At 56.9% G+C, this 15,323-nt stretch carries 16 protein-coding genes; 8 read left to right on the forward strand and 8 right to left on the reverse strand.

Annotation, left to right across the window (positions count from 1 at the left end):
- Window positions 1-33: 33 nt before the first annotated feature.
- The 5 genes from G0D83_RS25990 to G0D83_RS26015 form a co-directional block, all read right to left on the reverse strand.
- A complete protein-coding gene (locus G0D83_RS25990) occupies window positions 34-999 on the reverse strand; it encodes a hypothetical protein (protein ID WP_164197458.1) in 966 nt (321 codons plus the stop codon).
- Window positions 1,000-1,007: 8 nt separating this feature from the next.
- On the reverse strand, window positions 1,008-1,811 hold the full coding sequence (locus G0D83_RS25995) for a hypothetical protein (RefSeq protein WP_164197459.1): 804 nt from the start codon (window positions 1,809-1,811) through the stop codon (window positions 1,008-1,010).
- Between the two features lie 182 nt (window positions 1,812-1,993).
- The gene (locus G0D83_RS26000; protein ID WP_164197460.1) at window positions 1,994-2,230 is read right to left on the reverse strand and encodes a helix-turn-helix domain-containing protein; all 237 of its coding nucleotides are present in this window, start codon (window positions 2,228-2,230) and stop codon (window positions 1,994-1,996) included.
- A gap of 292 nt (window positions 2,231-2,522) precedes the next feature.
- On the reverse strand, window positions 2,523-3,572 hold the full coding sequence (locus G0D83_RS26010; protein ID WP_203595663.1) for a hypothetical protein: 1,050 nt from the start codon (window positions 3,570-3,572) through the stop codon (window positions 2,523-2,525).
- Window positions 3,569-4,399: a DUF3883 domain-containing protein gene (locus tag G0D83_RS26015; RefSeq protein ID WP_164197461.1), complete on the reverse strand. Its 831-nt coding sequence runs from the start codon at window positions 4,397-4,399 to the stop codon at window positions 3,569-3,571. The genes G0D83_RS26010 and G0D83_RS26015 overlap by 4 nt, the downstream gene beginning before the upstream one ends.
- Window positions 4,400-4,957: 558 nt before the next feature.
- On the opposite strand from G0D83_RS26015, the gene G0D83_RS26020 reads away from it, so the two are divergent.
- The 3 genes from G0D83_RS26020 (at window position 4,958) to G0D83_RS26030 (ending at window position 7,782) form a co-directional block, all read left to right on the forward strand.
- On the forward strand, window positions 4,958-5,887 hold the full coding sequence (locus G0D83_RS26020) for a patatin-like phospholipase family protein (RefSeq protein WP_164197462.1): 930 nt from the start codon (window positions 4,958-4,960) through the stop codon (window positions 5,885-5,887).
- Between the two features lie 9 nt (window positions 5,888-5,896).
- Window positions 5,897-6,796 carry a nucleotidyltransferase gene (locus G0D83_RS26025; protein ID WP_164197463.1) on the forward strand — a complete coding sequence of 300 codons (900 nt, stop codon included), beginning with the start codon at window positions 5,897-5,899 and terminating at the stop codon, window positions 6,794-6,796.
- A gap of 116 nt (window positions 6,797-6,912) precedes the next feature.
- Window positions 6,913-7,782, forward strand: coding sequence for a hypothetical protein (locus G0D83_RS26030; RefSeq protein WP_164197464.1), 870 nt, complete (start codon window positions 6,913-6,915; stop codon window positions 7,780-7,782).
- 182 nt (window positions 7,783-7,964) lie between these two features.
- Here G0D83_RS26030 and G0D83_RS26035 read toward each other — a convergent pair whose 3' ends face one another.
- Together G0D83_RS26035 and G0D83_RS26040 are read right to left on the reverse strand one after the other, a co-directional pair.
- Window positions 7,965-8,579 (reverse strand): hypothetical protein, encoded by a 615-nt coding sequence (locus G0D83_RS26035; RefSeq protein WP_164197465.1) that lies wholly within the window; start codon window positions 8,577-8,579, stop codon window positions 7,965-7,967.
- Window positions 8,572-8,946 carry a mCpol domain-containing protein gene (locus G0D83_RS26040; protein WP_164197466.1) on the reverse strand — a complete coding sequence of 125 codons (375 nt, stop codon included), beginning with the start codon at window positions 8,944-8,946 and terminating at the stop codon, window positions 8,572-8,574. The genes G0D83_RS26035 and G0D83_RS26040 overlap by 8 nt, the downstream gene beginning before the upstream one ends.
- Before the next feature lie 563 nt (window positions 8,947-9,509).
- On the opposite strand from G0D83_RS26040, the gene G0D83_RS26045 reads away from it, so the two are divergent.
- The 5 genes from G0D83_RS26045 to G0D83_RS26065 all read left to right on the forward strand — a co-directional run bounded on the left by G0D83_RS26045 (window position 9,510) and on the right by G0D83_RS26065 (window position 14,294).
- Window positions 9,510-10,091 (forward strand): recombinase family protein, encoded by a 582-nt coding sequence (locus G0D83_RS26045; RefSeq protein ID WP_164197467.1) that lies wholly within the window; start codon window positions 9,510-9,512, stop codon window positions 10,089-10,091.
- A 1,231-nt stretch (window positions 10,092-11,322) separates the two neighbouring features.
- Window positions 11,323-11,613, forward strand: coding sequence for a ribbon-helix-helix domain-containing protein (locus G0D83_RS26050; protein WP_164197473.1), 291 nt, complete (start codon window positions 11,323-11,325; stop codon window positions 11,611-11,613).
- A 97-nt stretch (window positions 11,614-11,710) separates the two neighbouring features.
- A complete protein-coding gene (locus tag G0D83_RS26055) occupies window positions 11,711-12,106 on the forward strand; it encodes a VOC family protein (protein ID WP_164197468.1) in 396 nt (131 codons plus the stop codon).
- Window positions 12,107-12,182: 76 nt separating this feature from the next.
- Window positions 12,183-12,707 carry a Twin-arginine translocation pathway signal gene (locus G0D83_RS26060; protein ID WP_164197469.1) on the forward strand — a complete coding sequence of 175 codons (525 nt, stop codon included), beginning with the start codon at window positions 12,183-12,185 and terminating at the stop codon, window positions 12,705-12,707.
- Between the two features lie 18 nt (window positions 12,708-12,725).
- On the forward strand, window positions 12,726-14,294 hold the full coding sequence (locus tag G0D83_RS26065) for a GMC family oxidoreductase (RefSeq protein WP_164197470.1): 1,569 nt from the start codon (window positions 12,726-12,728) through the stop codon (window positions 14,292-14,294).
- Between the two features lie 456 nt (window positions 14,295-14,750).
- Here G0D83_RS26065 and G0D83_RS26070 read toward each other — a convergent pair whose 3' ends face one another.
- Window positions 14,751-15,281 carry an AAA family ATPase gene (locus G0D83_RS26070; protein ID WP_164197471.1) on the reverse strand — a complete coding sequence of 177 codons (531 nt, stop codon included), beginning with the start codon at window positions 15,279-15,281 and terminating at the stop codon, window positions 14,751-14,753.
- Window positions 15,282-15,323 lie beyond the last annotated feature (42 nt).

Genomic DNA, 15,323 nt, shown 5'->3' on the forward strand with positions numbered 1-15,323 from the left:
GCCCGGCCGGAAGCGGTCACACGCCGCTGCGTCTCATCCTGATTGACGCGGAATCTCATCCTGTTTGTCGCGCCGCAGATCAAGGCCTTCACGCATTGGCCCATTTAAAATGATTGTGCGCGCATCGATTTCCCATTCGTCGACCTGAAAGCCCTGACCCGGTCGGCTGGGAAGGTCGGTCTTTCCAACCCCGAGATATCTACGCTTCGCGATCGCGCTGCCCTCGCGACCAGCGTCGACCTCCAAGCGATCGAACCGTCGTAGCCATTCCCAGAGTGCGGTCTTGCCTCGTGTCTGCAGAAGGGGGAGTCCGGCGGCGCCACGACGCTCGTTTTCGCACCTCACCGCGCGAATTGTGTTCTCAACGACCTCACGCCCCGTATGACGCTGGTTCAGCAGATACTCTCTCAGGTGCTGCTGGATGAAGAGGTAACTATCCTGATCAATATCGAGCTTGGAGGCCTTACCGCGCCGGTCAATAAGAGCATCCATCCGCCCTCCAGATTTTTTAACCGCGCGGTACCATCTCAAAATGCTGGTTGGGGATGCATCGAAGCCAAAGCCATTGCTGGTGGAGCTGAAGTACTTGCTGCCATAAATCTCATGAAAGGCTTTCCACTCTTCGGCGGCGTAAGCCTTGATTTGAGGATAATGTTCTGCAACCGAACGCGGTTTCAGGATAAGGCCGCCTTCCATGTATCTTCGGTCGATTCCACAGAAGAAACACCATCGGTTGGAAACGAGTGTTTGGTTCGCCTTCGACAACGTCTGTAAGCACGCATAAAGGTCCGGCTGGGATTTCGCCTCGTCCACGCTTTTGGACAGCTTCTCGTAGCCCCACTCTGGTTGCTGCACGATCTCATGCAACGTCGGCCAGGTAAAACGCTCGACCGCGGCCGATCCGTCATCTCTTCGGAAGAACGCGTGCTGGTCGTCGGCCTCCTGGAAGAAATATGGGACCGAGTTGATGTAGTAGCGTGTGACCCTGTCGAAGTTCATTCGGATTGTCATTGCGGCCTCCGAACGATCGAGTGAAGGTTGATGCTTCCGCTGCTAACCAAGCCCAAACGCTGTTCAAAGATGGCTCGGTACACAGCACGGAAACCCCGTGAGCCGGTACGACTGAGGATAATCAGATCAGCGATGGTCAGGTCCCCGTCGAGTTTTGCCACCGTCTCTTCGAGGCGCGCGTCAGCATCAGCATCCGGGCATAGAGAGAACCGCAGATAGGTCGCCGCATTCACGGCTGCAGTACGTGAAAAGCACTGCTCCGTAACCAATCGGACTTCATCCACCATGTCTGGCACCACGGCACACCTAATCTGTTCCAACTCGGCGAGAAAACGACCGGATGCCAGGCGAGACGTTGGTTTCACAGCAACTGCAACTCTGCGTCCGGTCTTGTAGGTGATCAGCAGGTCGAAATAATGCGTGCCCTTAGTGCCGTCCGGCTTGCGAAACTTCACCGGACCGAATTGCTCCTGGACTTTGCGAACTCTCGGATTGATCAACGTGACCACCAAGTTGCCGTGTTCAATTCCACTGTCCATGCCATAGACACGTGGGAAGCCGGTCTCGAGGTCGGGATACACGGCGAAGATTCTGCATGAAGATCGCGACCTTGGATTGATCCGACGCTGACCGCGGTAAGCAAGCACGGGGCAATCTTCGCGAATGACTTCCCCCATTAGATCATCGGGAAACACTTCTATGGGGCCATAGGCCCTGCGGAAGGCTTCAGGCATCCCGGATAGGTCGCGACCTACCGGCGTGGCTGGGGCATTTAGACTGCGTTCGATTGGCATATTCATGGCAAAGCATCCCTGTTTCCGGGCCACTGGGCACCGGATTGCGAGGACACGCAGGAGCAAGCCGCTCACGCGTGCCTGTTGACTTTTCGCTGGTGTGGTGGGATGAAAGAAGGGACCAACCTACCAAGGGCTCTGCACGCTTCGCGCTGCGGGGCCTTTGTTCTTTCATCGAGATCGATGGTTTAGGTCATTGAGGCTTCTCCTTCGGGTTGGGCGAGAAGCGAAGCCAGTTCCTCGGGGTCCTCGCCAAGCAGGCGCGCGATTTCAGTTATGACCGGAAGGCTCTTCCGCTGACCGCCAATGACCAGGCTGATCGTAGAAGGATTGCGCCCGAGATGGGCCGCAAGCTCTTTGATCGTCAGGCCTGCCTCTGTCCGCAGACGAAACTTGATGATCTCGGCTGTGCCGCGAATTTCCATGTGCGAACCCTAGGCAATTCTAATTGACGGATGCCCGAATCATGTGGGTTCGCGATTCGCAAGTCAACCGGGAGAGCGAATCATTCCTGTTTGTTTTCAATGGGATGTCTAATATCATATTGACAATTAACATGTCGACGAGCTCACAGCCGACTTCGTTCGGTCGATTGGCGAAATTCGATGAAAAATCGAGCACCACCGCCCAAGCGTGACATCGATCGCTTCATGTCGAGAAGGTGGTCGCGGACATTCGCGCTGTTATCGCCCAGCTGCGCTTAAGCCATGATGCCACCTAGCTGATCGGGAGGCCCGGGCGTCCGGCTCCACAAACGGGGCAACGGCGCTGGAAAATATCAGACCCGTTTGCCCCGTACCGATGGTCGCAGCTTTGGCACCTCAAGATATAGGTGATCTGATTGTGGTCGTTTCCCGGCAGGTCGGTGCGCGTCACGACCTCCTGCAGGTTGCGATTAATGAAGCCAGGCTCTGTCGTTTTGCCCCCGGAAGCGGTGCGCTTCTTGCGTGGTGCGCTCTTGATCTTCTGTGGCGGCCAAGATGCTCCCAAGATCCACCCCTCGACTAGCCCCGTAGCCGCAATCGGCTCAGGCTCCGGAGCCGTCAGCGCATTAATGATCTCGCCGCGCTGATCAGCCTCCTGTAGCCAGCGTGCGATCACATAGGCATCATGCTGGTCCGGGCTTCGATCATCCTTGGGGTAAGCGGAGCTCCAAAGCCTCGGGTAGGTCTCGGCGATCACTGACGTGCCCGCAGCCGGGGTCCACCCATCGAACGGCCAGAAGTGTAGCTCGGGGCGCGCAGCCCGGATGCGCTTCAACCAAGGTATGCCCGCATGGGTCGACTTGGCGACAGCGCCTTGCACATCGAAGTGGAACACCGATTTGGCTGAACCGGTCGCTTCTTCCGTCAGTCGGCGCCAGCGCCGCTCACCTGTCCGCGCGCCACCATTGCCGACATTCCCGTGCCGCACGAAATCGACATAGGTGTGAGGTTGATCGGTGGGCCAATGCCGGCAGAAATCGTCGAGGAAGGTTGGCCAATCCGGCTCCAATCCATGGCGTTCGAAGTAGCGCATTGGGAAAGAGAAAGCGTGATCGATGCCGACGATCGTCGGACGAGCACCATCAAGCTCTTGCTGTAGCCACTCCGCCAGCCCCCTTCTGGTCCAGTATTTCTTGGGACCCCGTGGAGGCAAGACTTCGCACGCCTCGCTGTCGCCGAAGGTTTCATAGACCCTCAAGCCCTTCAGGCTAGCTTCGGCGGTCTCAGCGCCCGAATAATCAATACCGATCGTGCGGGCGAAAATGCGGTGGCTTTGCGTCATTGAAAACTGGCCTGGAAGTTGGTGGCGGTGAGCGTGACATGAGCGTCGAGCGGCGGTCTCAGTTCGAAGGCCTGAGGGGCGCGTGCGAATTCGTAGAGCCGGAACAAGTACCAGTGGTCGCGGCGCTCGGCGGCGACCTCCAATTCGTTCCGTGAGATGTGGAATGGTGTACGCTCCCACCCATTGGTCGTCTTTACCTCGATCAGACGTTCGCGCCCCTCCGGGGTGAAGCTCGCGATATCATAGCCCGCGCCGTCGCCATCCTCCTTTGAGACCCAGCGAACACGCCGTGCCAGGTCGTCCCGATCATGCTGTTTGAGCATCTGGCGCTCGTGGTGAAAAACACGCTCTTCGCCCGTATGCCCCAATGCCCGATTGCGCTCGTCGCGTCCTGCAACATCAAAGTGCCGCGCGACCCGCTGCATCTGCTCCAGCTCTTCGGGTGGCGGTGCGTTGCGAAGCGTAGGTGCCGTCCCTACGAAGAGCGACGGTGGCTCTGCCAGCACGGCTGTCGCCTTGCGATGGAGGGCAAGCTCCCACTCGGAGTGTAGCGCCAACCAACGCGAGGCAGCCTCTGCCAGCGACATCTGGAAGTTGAACCGCGGACGGTAGCCCCTGATGATCGGTAGGCCTAGCCCGACAAATGCAGCCGAGACATTGCATAGCTTGAACTCGATCGAGCCTCGGCTCCGTCCTGTCTGCTCTTGCAGCGCACGGTTTTGAGCCGCCTTGTTGTAGCTTCGCCCCGAGAGCTCATCGCTGAGCATCTCGAAATAAGATGCCACGACTGCATCGTTCTCTATGTCGGACCAATCAGAGGAATTCATGTGGCCAGGTTAGGCTGTGCCAAAGGGATTGTCATTGGTCATCCATGCAGCCGTGAGTGTGATTGATCGAATGATGGCCAAAGCTTCGCGTAACATTGGAGGACCGCGACCGATCTTCGCTTCGCCCTATCGGATTTCAAACAGGCGGCAAAATTGGAGGTCGGCACTATGGTTGATGCGACCGCTGCGCGGCAGGAAACAGACGCGGCATGCAGGGGCGCTGCTCGCGTGGTGACCAACGCACCCGGCCCAGAGCGGCCACTCAGTGCATAGTGCAAATGCTGCAGTTGCAGCCCGAACTCCGGACATTCGCTGACGGTGCGAAGCTCCAATGCTTGGACGTGGTTGGTTTGGCTTCCAACAGCGTGCATGCTCACGCCGAAATATCTGATCAAATCGCTATTTGATGCAATACCTGAATACTATCCATTCGTCTCTGGAATGGTGTGGATAGCTCGGCGATCATTCACTAACGCTTGCATGGATAGGCGCAAGAAACCACAATATCTCGGGCGTTTGCATCTTGATCTCGGGCGTCTGCAGCTTGGAGCGCTCATCATGAACGAAGAAAACAAGATTTGCCGTATTCTGAGCCTCGATGGCGGAGGTGCCAAGGGCTTCTACACCCTCGGTGTACTTGCCGAAGTGGAGGCGATGCTGCCTCGCCCCATCCATGAGACGTTCGACCTCATCTTCGGCACGAGTACAGGCTCTATCATCGCAACTTTGTTAGCGACTGGGCGAAGCGTTGGCGAAATCCACAAGCTCTACTGCGAGCATGTCCCCAAGGTCATGAGAGAACGGAAGCCAAGGGAACGCACTCTGCGGCTCCGCGAGGTTGGTGAAACCGTCTTCAGGGAGGAGGGGTTCGACAGCGTGCTCACCGGCCTCGGCATCGTCTCGACCAAGTGGCAGATTGAGACGCCGATGATTTTCAAGAGCAGTCAGACACAAGCACATGGTCGGAAGGCGACGTTCGTTCCAGGCTTCGGGTGCAAGCTCGCCGACGCAGTCGAAGCATCATGCTCCGCCTATCCATTCTTTGAACGGAAGACTGTGACCACAAGCACTGGCAACGAGATTGAGCTCTTTGACGGCGGGTATGTCGCGAACAACCCTGCGCTTTACGCACTTGCAGACGCTGTGGGGCCGCTCGAGTTCGCGCCGGCCGATTGCCGCGTCCTGACCATCGGCTGCGGGCAGTATCCAGAGCCGCGATATTCGTTCATCGAACGCACCAAGCGCCGTTTCTGGCTGGTGCAGCTTCTTCAGAAGACACTCGAAGTGAACACCGCATCGATGGACCAGCTTCGGCAACTGCTCTTCGCGAACGCCCCGACGGTGAGAGTAAGCGACACCTTCGACAAACCAGAGATGGCAACGGACATGTTCGAGCACAACTTGAAGAAGCTGAACATCCTCCGTCAGCAAGGCCAGCAGTCGTTCGGTCGACTAGAGAAAGATATTCACGCGATTCTATTGAGTTAAGGAGTATTCATGGCGATTTCAGAGGGCCAGCTCGAGACTTGGTCGCACATCGGCGCTCAAGCGCAGTCTGCGGCCACATACCATGCCATCAAGGGCGCGCTCGAGGACAAGAACGCTCCTTTTGCCGGTCGAGGCTTCAAGGCGTTTCTGCAAGGCTCTTACGGCAACGACACGAATGTCTACTCGGAGAGCGACGTCGACATCGTTATCTGCCTTACCGAAGCGTTCCAGAGCGACATCAGTCAGTTGGACGCCGCCGACACGCTGATTTATGGTGCGAACAAGGGCGGAGCGGTCACCTACGGCTTCGACGAGTTCAAGGCTGAGGTGCTGGCTTGGTTGGTGAAAACCTACGGCACGGGGGTGCAGGCAGGGAAGAAGGCGATCTTCGTGCCTGGGAACAACAGTCGGCGCGACGCCGACGTGTTGGTCTGTGTCGAGCACCGCCGGTACACGCGGTATCGCTCGATTTTCGACAGCTCTTATCACATCGGCATCTGCTTCTGGACCACTGACAACGAGAAGATCATCAACTTCCCGAAGCAGCATATCGAGAACTGCACGATCAAGCACCAGGCAACGACCAATCGTTTCAAACCGAGCGTTCGCGTGATCAAGAACATGCGAAACGCGATGATTGATGCTCACTATATCGCCGAAGGTGTGGCCCCTTCCTACTTCTTGGAGGGGATGCTCTGGAACGTGCCGATGCAAAACTTCAGCTGGACGTATCAACAGACGGTCGAGAATTGCTTGGCGTGGTTGGATGGTTGTGATCCGACCCAACTCGCCTGCGCCAACGACCTGCACTGGTTGATACGAGACGGTACGAACGTGTGTTGGAACATGGCTGACTTCCGTACGACGATGGCGGCGTTGCGCCTGTACTGGAACACGAGCGGCCGCTAATAACAGCCTTTCTCCTTCGACCATGGCAGGTGCTCCTTTTAGGAGGTAGGCGCTGCATTCCTTCGTACACCTGGTTACGATCCTAGAATTAGTGATGAAACAGTGAGTGGAAGCTGATGAAGATAAATCGAACCAGAGTAGGCCGGACATTTAAGGAAAAGCTTAGGGAAGCTAATGATCAGGTTTGGTTGTTGGATATGATTTCGTTCGTATTCGATGGCTTTCTTGAGGGGCCTAAGAACTCCTTGGGCCAGAATCTAACCACACGAGACCTCCTTCCTTCCTATCAGGGTGCGCACAGGTTAGATTACAGCCTTACAAAATTGAGGGATTTCCACCAGCAGCGAAGGCATCTGCATCTTGCACTCTTTCTAATATCAGCTTTCGAATATGCTTCCGATTATATTGATGATGTGCATGGATTTATCGTGAAGAACTGCGGTCTCGATGTTCCGCAGAAGAATAAACTTGCCATCGAAGAGTGGGTTCGCCTATCCTTTGATGCTCTCAAGATTGGCGAGTTAGAAAATAAGGATGCGCTACTAAAGACTCTAAAATACTTCCGCCCAATGAGAAACTCACTGAGTCACGGTCGAGGCGATTTTCGAAGGGACTTCGCATTGTATGCGAAAGCCGAAGGGGGTTCTTTGAACGCATTCTGGAGTGGACACCAAAGCGACGACATCTTCCATTCATTTGTGGATACAGACTCTAAGGAAATTCTTCTCGCAGGGCGAGTTTCTGCGTTGATTCACTTTCTAAGAATCGTTGTCGATGAACTCGACAAGGCATACTCATCTCTAGTCAAATTTGATCATATTGCCCCGATGGTTTACCAAGAAGTTCTCGCCGCTAATCCCACGATGAGGGCGAACAAATCGGTCCTTTCCAGAAAGGTTACAACCCTTCTTGAGATGGATTTCGGCGCTAAGTGTACAGATGACGATGTTATGAGCAAAGTCATGTTATGGATCGATACTCAATAGATGAGGGTCGACTCTATTGCGTATCTCCTCCGATTGTTCGTGGCACAGCGAACGACCTCTCTCGCCCAATATGTAGGTCGCGCCGAGCCCGACGACGTGAGCCTGGCGGAATATCCGCTTGGAGCGGCCCCTGCTGGTCCCTCACACATAAAGAGAGTCTGCAGCCCTCCCGGTAGATCACGCTAGTAGTAGGACACCTCAACATCCGTCTTGGTCGAGGTCTGCTTCAAACTTATTCGGCCGCACGTCTTCCTGTCGGTGAAGTAGTACCCCGATAGTTCAAGGGGCTTCGCATTTTTGAGAGCCGAGTTGCGCACATCTAGGATCGTGGAGCCTGTATAAGATGGCCACTTCACGTTCGAAGGCTGGGAGCGATAAGTATAATATATCTTGCACTGCCCCGCCTCAATCACCGGCGTGGTTTCGAGAGTCAGGGATTTTGATGTCTTTGTGTGTAGATCGATTTGCGCCTGAACGAGATTCTGCCGAATTACTGCTCTCGCCGGTATTGCCTTTCCATCTTCAAGGATAATCTCCCCCTCCCAAGTTCCATTTAGGTCCGGGTACAAGGATGGATTGAGCCTTTTTAGCAGCCTCCAGATCGGCCTCGATATGAAATTTGTTGTCATTGTGAGGATGACAACCAACACCACCCAAGGCGCAACCGATAATAGCCGAACTATCGGAATGTCGCTTTGCATCACTTTCTCGGCACCCAGGTACGCAAAAACACTTAGAGCTGTGGTGGCGATTGCTACATAGCGAAGAAGGTAGGTGAAGTTGATAATTCTAAACATGGCCGCCAATCGATTCGAAGCCGCAAATCTGAGCCTTGCCCGAGCTCTTTGCATACAGAAGCGCTACATAAGACTCTCGTAGAGAATTTCCCACGCCGACGGAGAATGTGAGCTCGTCTCCAGAAATATCCTCAATTCTTTGATAAAGCGATTCCATATCGATTTCATCAGCGCTTAGGGCCCCGGAGATCCCATCTGCTGCGCAGAAGAACACCTCATATCCCATGCTTGAGAGTAATTCAGAAATCTCTTGCGTCTTGCGATCCACCAAGTTCTTGGTCGCCCTAAGTGCCTCTACACGGTTGGAAAGATAGCAGCTTGCAAGCTTCCTCCCAATATCATCGCCATCAATCGTCACATATATCACTCACAGCTCCACTCAGATAGTCGTTCAAGAAATGTTTGGTTGAGGATCCCTGTGGCTGAACACCACTGATCGTTCGCTGTTTCCCCTTTAACATCAAGGATACAGTCCGCTCCAGTTGATTTCGAGGCACCGGAGCGGCATACATGGACGCCGCCTGTCGCAGATTGCTCTGGCTATCTTGGCCGCAGATGCAGAGCCGACTGAAGACCCGTTTCGGCTGTGGGGCGCTTTGGCGCTCGCTGGCGCAACGATGGCTTACTGCTCCCAGAGGCCCCCCAGAAGCCGTTGGGGTGTTTCTGGCGGCATGTCCACTTCCGAGGTGTGTTCGGGGTGCGTTCACACCTGCAGCGAACGTCGGCTCTTCGCCCTTTCCGCTAGACGTGTCGCAGTCGAGGCATGGACGTGCTGTCCCGTTAATCGGCTTACTCGCGTCCGTAAGGGGATCGTTCAACGGACGTTTTTGATTTCGCCTCTTGCCCCTTCTTCTGTCGGGAAAACTATGTCACGACAGGGTGGTACGATCTGTTTATCGCTGAAGGGTGCTCTTGCGTTACGCTTGCCTCATGACAAATCTCCGCATTGGCTATGCCCGCTGCTCCACCGACGCTCAGGATCTCGCCGCGCAGCGCGCGGCGCTGGAAATCCTTGGTGTCGCCTCTGAACGAATTTACACCGACCATGGGCTGACCGGCCGCAACCGCGACCGGCCCGGGCTTGCCCAGGCGCTGGCCGCCGTGCGCGCGGGCGACACGCTCGTGGTGCCCAAACTTGACCGGCTGGCCCGCTCGGTGCCAGACGCGCGAGACATCGCCGACGGACTAGCCGAGCGCGGGGTGCGGCTCGCGCTAGGAAGCACGGTCTACGACCCAGCCGATCCGATGGGACGGATGTTTTTCAACGTGTTGGCGACCTTCGCCGAGTTCGAAGCAGACCTAATCCGGCTACGCACACGCGAAGGCATGGCGGTAGCCCGGGCCAAAGGAAAGCTGAGGGGCAAGAAGCCAAAGCTCTCCGCCCGACAAGCCGAAGAGTTGACACGGATGCACTCAACAGGGGAGTATTCGGTGTCGGACTTGGCCGAGCTCTTTTCTGTCTCACGGCCAACCGTCTATCGCACGCTGTCGAGGCAGGATGCGGCGCATTGATAGCCGACATTCACTGCCGCCGGCACAAACGTCCGCTCAGCGCAGGACGCAGATCTGCGAAAGAATTTTCAGTAGATACCCGTATGAGGACCAAGGTGCGGCCTTGATCAAGTGACTTGAGTCTAGCGCATATGCCATTAGATGCCGGATGAAGATATGGTAAGTTTAATAAAGATAACCTCCCCTGGCACTTACCGTTACTTGGGGTCAAAGACCGCTCATCTGCCCTTTGAGCAATTGCCAGTTGCCGCCAAATGTCTTTCCGATCTGCGTTCGTTGCCTAACGTTCAGATGCACAAAATTGGTCGATTTAATCCTGAAAATGCGATTGTGATGGAGTGGAATGGCCATTGGCTCCTTTATGTTCGTCCGAATTATGGCGGGTACCGTTCAGTCGCGTTGCGATTTTTTCAAGACGTGCCATGGAAAGTGGATTTTGATCATTCTCTTGGGAGCTACATAGCGGCATCTCTCGGGGCGTCCTACATTTTGCTTGTTCGGCTGCCTCCCAAAGTAAATCGTTCTCATGGTCGCCACGAGCGAAAGACGGTTTTACGGCCAATTTCGAATTCTGGTCTGTACTTCGCTGATCAGCGAATTCTTTCCAAGATTTTGGGCCAACCGGCTTCGCGTTTGAAGCGGACTGGTCACCTTCGACCATTTAATCCTTCAAACCCTTCTTCATCGGGATTAACTTTAAGACAGCGAGGACAGTGGGCTCATGCGTTGGGCATTGAGGACCATGCTCGCTCAATAGTTGGCCTGACTGCACATTAATCACTCAAGCTGTGTCGGGCGGGAAGCCGCCATTCGCCGCGGGTGCGATGCGATCGTGCCGGAAAAGCGAGAGCCGACGTTCATAACGGCAGGAAACCAAGCATATCGCTACACGAATGCAAGGCGGCTCTGAGCCCAGACTGATAAATGCCGGTGCGATCGATTTCGCGCCCGAATCTAAGGACGCGGACCTCGGCCGACCCAGAAACGCTGGTAATTGGGCGCGCTGTTGCTGGTTCGTCATGTTCCAGGACTGAACGTTCAATGGAAACGGCTCTCAAGCGCCGCCTTGTTTACTGTTCAGGTTCCGCGCCGACTTTTTCACGTAGCTTTGAAAGCGTTCATGGTGACGGTTCGTACGGACGCAATTGACGATTCGTCACCGTCGTGGGAACTTTACGATTAAAGATGTCGAGACGCTTGCTTGCTCAAAGCGAACAATGGGGGATCCACCATGTGTCAGGTCTTTGCGGGACAAGATCCTGAACGGTACGCATCAACCACTCGACGGTTGCGTATCAATGGACAGAGCACCAGCATCAGGCTCGAAAATGCGTTCTGGGATACCCTCGATGAGATCGCCGCTGGCGAAGGTGTTTCGACGCCCTGCTTCCTCTCAACGCTACATGCCGAGGTTTTGGAGCTGCGCGGCGAACCTGTGAACTTCTCCTCGCTACTTCGCACGACCTGCCTGATCCATCTCGGCCAAGTATCGCTCTCCGGCGCAGCAGTCGCGGCGGAGTGACATACGACCAATGGCGTAACCCTGTAGTAGGCGTCTACTACCCCTGACCCCGCCGACGCTGCTTATCCTGTAAGTCTATCTTGCTACAGGAGGAAGCATGGCGAAGGCCATACACAGTATGATTAGGGTCCTCGACGAGGAGCGGTCGGTCGAATTCTACAACCATGCCTTTGGCCTTAAGGTCGTGGACCGGCTCGACTTCGACGACTTTACGCTCGTCTACATGTCGAACGCGGAATCAGACTTCGAGGTCGAGTTCACGGTCAACAAGGGCCGAACCGAACCCTACGACCTTGGAGACGGATACGGCCATCTTGCAGTGTCGGTGGAAGATCTTGACGCCGAGCACGCGCGCTTCGAACGCAAGGGGCTCGCACCGCGCAAACTCGTGGAGTTCGCCCCGGGTGGGACGCTGATTGGCCGGTTTTTCTTTGTGGCCGACCCCGACGGCTATCAGATCGAAGTGCTGGAGCGCAGCGGGCGCTTCAAATGACGTAAGAACGTCCCGGTTTATACGCGGAAGAGGAGCCGCAAGGGGCCGAACATCATCCAAGGGAGGAGAACTCAATATGATTGAGACACAGTCTCTAAAGACACTGACGCGCCGCCAGCTTCTGTCGCGAGGCGTCGCGGCGGGCGCCGGGCTCTTCGTCGGTTCGGGTTTCGTCGCCGGCCGCGACGCGGCCTGGGCTGCCGAGATGGACGCGATGAAGCCTGAGAGCTTCGCGACGCTCGTACAGATGGCGCGGGACATCTACCCCCACGACAAGGTCGGGGACCAATACTATGCGGCGGCCGTTAAGGGGTACGATGCCCCCGAGGAAGTCGACTTCGCCCAGAGCGGCATCGACATGCTTGAGGACGCATCTCGGGCTGCAGGATTCGACAGCTACCTCGGCACCGGGTGGGAGGCCGACCGCGTCGCAATCCTGCGCGGCATCGAGGACACCGAGTTTTTCCAGCGGGTGCGCGGCGGGCTCGTCACCGGCCTCTACAACCAGAAAGCAGTTTGGCCGATCTTCGGCTACGAGGGCGAGTCCTACTCGCAGGGCGGCTACATGTATCGTGGCTTCGACGACATCACTTGGATTTGAGGCGGGGAGGGTACTGATATGGCTGCACCTTTTGAACTCACCGACGACAACGTGGTCGTCATCATAGGCACTGGCGCGGGTGGTGGCGTCCTCGCCAACGAGCTCGCCCAGAAGGGGGTGAGCGTCGTCGCGCTCGAAGCCGGCGGACGCTATCTGCCCGATGATTACGTTAACGACGAGTGGGAGAGCTTCGGCCAGCTGGCTTGGACCGACACCCGCACCACCAGCGGAGACTGGCGCGTCTCCAGAGACTTCTCGAATCTGCCCGCTTGGATCGTTAAGGCAGTCGGTGGCACCACTACACACTGGGCGGGCGCGTCGATCCGCTTTCAAACGCACGAGTGGAAAGCCCTCACGACCTACGGCGAGGTGGAGGGCGCGAACCTTCTCGACTGGCCGATTGACGCCGACGAGATGGACACGTTTTACGCCCGCGCCGAGGACAAGCTGGGCGTAACGCGGACCAATGGCATCCCCGGTCTGCCGGGCTGCAATAACTACAAGGTCTTCGAGGCTGGCGCCAAAAAACTCGGCTACAAGGAAGTCCACACCGGCCGCATGGCGATCAACAGTCAGGAGCGCGATGGCCGCATGGCGTGCCAGCAGACCGGCTTCTGCTTTCAAGGCTGCAAATGGGGCGCCAAGTGGTCGGCCGCCTACACCGACATCCCTGCCGGCGAGGCAACCGGTAATCTCGAAGTCCGCGAGAAAGCGCACGTTGCGCGCATCCTGCACAATGATCAGGGCCGCGTGACTGGCGTCGAGTATTTCGACGCAGCAGGCGATCTGCAGATGCAGCGAGCACGGGTCGTCTGCGTTGCGGGCAACTCGTTCGAAAGCCCACGCCTTCTGCTCAACTCGCACTCCTCAATGTTCCCCGACGGGCTCGCCAACAGCTCGGGTATGGTCGGCAAGAACTACATGCGGCATCTGACGGGCTCAGTTTACGGCATCTTCGAAAAGCCTGTGCACATGTATCGTGGAACGACCATGGCGGGTATCGTGCAAGACGAGGCGCGCCACGATCCCTCGCGCGGTTTCGTCGGGGGCTACGAACTCGAGACGCTGTCACTTGGTTTGCCGTTTATGGCAGCCTTCCTAAATCCTGGTGCATGGGGACGCGAGTTTACGACCGCTCTCGACAGCTATGAGAACATGGCAGGCATGTGGATTGTCGGCGAAGACATGCCGCAGGAAAGCAACCGCGTTACGCTCTCGGATGTCGAAGATCAGTTCGGCCTCAAGGTCGCGAACGTGCATTACAGCGATCATCCGAACGACGTAGCCATGCGCGACCACGCCTATAAGCAGGGTGCTGCAATCTACGATGCGGTGGGCGCGACCCGGACGCTTCCGACGCCGCCCTATCCCTCGACGCATAACCTCGGGACAAACCGCATGTCGGAGCGGGCAGAGGATGGTGTCGTGAACCGCAACGGGCGGGCCCATGACGTGCCGAATCTCTTCGTCTCGGACGGATCGCAGTTTACCACTGGCGCGGCAGAAAACCCGACGCTCACAATCGTGGCGCTCGCGATACGTCAGGCCGAGCATATTGCGAGCGAGATGAACCAAGGGGCTCTGTAAGCGCCTAAGCTTCGGACATCCCGCAGGCTGCTGCGGGATGTCTATATCTTGCTGCGGTTCTTTGAGCCTGCTTCGAATTGGCAACGCGCTGGTGAGTAGGACTTGTCTCTCTGCTTCAACTTTACCTGCATCGCGAAGCCCGCTTTCACCCACAGGGCGCAATCGGTGCCAAGGCGCGGGTAGGTCCACTATCCTTCAGTCATTCCGCGAAATCTCGCAAGTGCGGCGTAAAGCGAGCACCTGCAGCGAATGGCAGGAGGGTACGCAACGCTGAACTTGGGTTGCGAGGCCATGCTGCGCGATGCCACGGATGACCGTTTCGGGGATACTGTGTTGCAGCGATGAATATCATGGCGAACGGCCGGTCTGGGCCGTGAGTGTCAGGCATCGGGAGGCCGGAGGGGCCATGCGGTTTGTCTGCTTCAGCAGTTTCGCCACGGCATCTAGAGAAGACGGTCAATTCGCCAGTTGCTTACAGACAAAGTCGGCGCGTGTTGCAATGTCGGCACGCGGCAGTTCCGTGATTTTGTATCCGAGGGTGGTGTAGGTCTCGCGCATGACGGCACAGGTCGCTTCGGCTTCGGCGCGAGTCTGCGTGCGTTCGGTGTCCTGTGTGAAGATCTCGTCCCAGTAAGGTGTCAGGAAGACGCGGGCGTTGTAGCAGGCTGCCTTGGCTGCTGCGGCGACGTGGGGCGGCGCGGGGAGGCCGCAGAGGGTCAGGTAGCCCAAGATATCAGGGATGCCGCGGTCGAAGGTCACGGGGCCTGAGAGTGCCTGTGCGACGCTGTAGGCGCGCAGGTCCCGCTCCAGCATCCGTTCGGCATAGGCAAGGCGATCGGCCCAGGGGAGGGCGTCTCCGCCGCGCTGCAATTCCTCGCGGATGATCGTGCGGCCGGATTCGGACACAGTGTGGAAGCCGCGGCAGGCAAGCTCGGTCATGATGCTGGTCTTGTGTGCAGCGACACCGCTGGTGAAACAGCGCGACATTGCAGGTGGTGATTTTGGGGGAAGCGGAAGCCGGGCGTAGCC

The organism is Salipiger sp. PrR003 (assembly GCF_010500785.1).
GTDB classification, from domain to species: Bacteria; Pseudomonadota; Alphaproteobacteria; order Rhodobacterales; family Rhodobacteraceae; genus Salipiger; species Salipiger pacificus_A.

Coding starts and splice junctions, on each gene's coding strand:
- G0D83_RS25990 (WP_164197458.1), bottom strand. CDS start 999: ATGAACTTCGACAGGGTCACACGCTACTACATCAACTCGGTCCCATAT.
- G0D83_RS25995 (WP_164197459.1), bottom strand. CDS start 1,811: ATGAATATGCCAATCGAACGCAGTCTAAATGCCCCAGCCACGCCGGTA.
- G0D83_RS26000 (WP_164197460.1), bottom strand. CDS start 2,230: ATGGAAATTCGCGGCACAGCCGAGATCATCAAGTTTCGTCTGCGGACA.
- G0D83_RS26010 (WP_203595663.1), bottom strand. CDS start 3,572: ATGACGCAAAGCCACCGCATTTTCGCCCGCACGATCGGTATTGATTAT.
- G0D83_RS26015 (WP_164197461.1), bottom strand. CDS start 4,399: ATGAATTCCTCTGATTGGTCCGACATAGAGAACGATGCAGTCGTGGCA.
- G0D83_RS26020 (WP_164197462.1), top strand. CDS start 4,958: ATGAACGAAGAAAACAAGATTTGCCGTATTCTGAGCCTCGATGGCGGA.
- G0D83_RS26025 (WP_164197463.1), top strand. CDS start 5,897: ATGGCGATTTCAGAGGGCCAGCTCGAGACTTGGTCGCACATCGGCGCT.
- G0D83_RS26030 (WP_164197464.1), top strand. CDS start 6,913: ATGAAGATAAATCGAACCAGAGTAGGCCGGACATTTAAGGAAAAGCTT.
- G0D83_RS26035 (WP_164197465.1), bottom strand. CDS start 8,579: ATGTTTAGAATTATCAACTTCACCTACCTTCTTCGCTATGTAGCAATC.
- G0D83_RS26045 (WP_164197467.1), top strand. CDS start 9,510: ATGACAAATCTCCGCATTGGCTATGCCCGCTGCTCCACCGACGCTCAG.
- G0D83_RS26050 (WP_164197473.1), top strand. CDS start 11,323: ATGTGTCAGGTCTTTGCGGGACAAGATCCTGAACGGTACGCATCAACC.
- G0D83_RS26055 (WP_164197468.1), top strand. CDS start 11,711: ATGGCGAAGGCCATACACAGTATGATTAGGGTCCTCGACGAGGAGCGG.
- G0D83_RS26060 (WP_164197469.1), top strand. CDS start 12,183: ATGATTGAGACACAGTCTCTAAAGACACTGACGCGCCGCCAGCTTCTG.
- G0D83_RS26065 (WP_164197470.1), top strand. CDS start 12,726: ATGGCTGCACCTTTTGAACTCACCGACGACAACGTGGTCGTCATCATA.
- G0D83_RS26070 (WP_164197471.1), bottom strand. CDS start 15,281: ATGTCGCGCTGTTTCACCAGCGGTGTCGCTGCACACAAGACCAGCATC.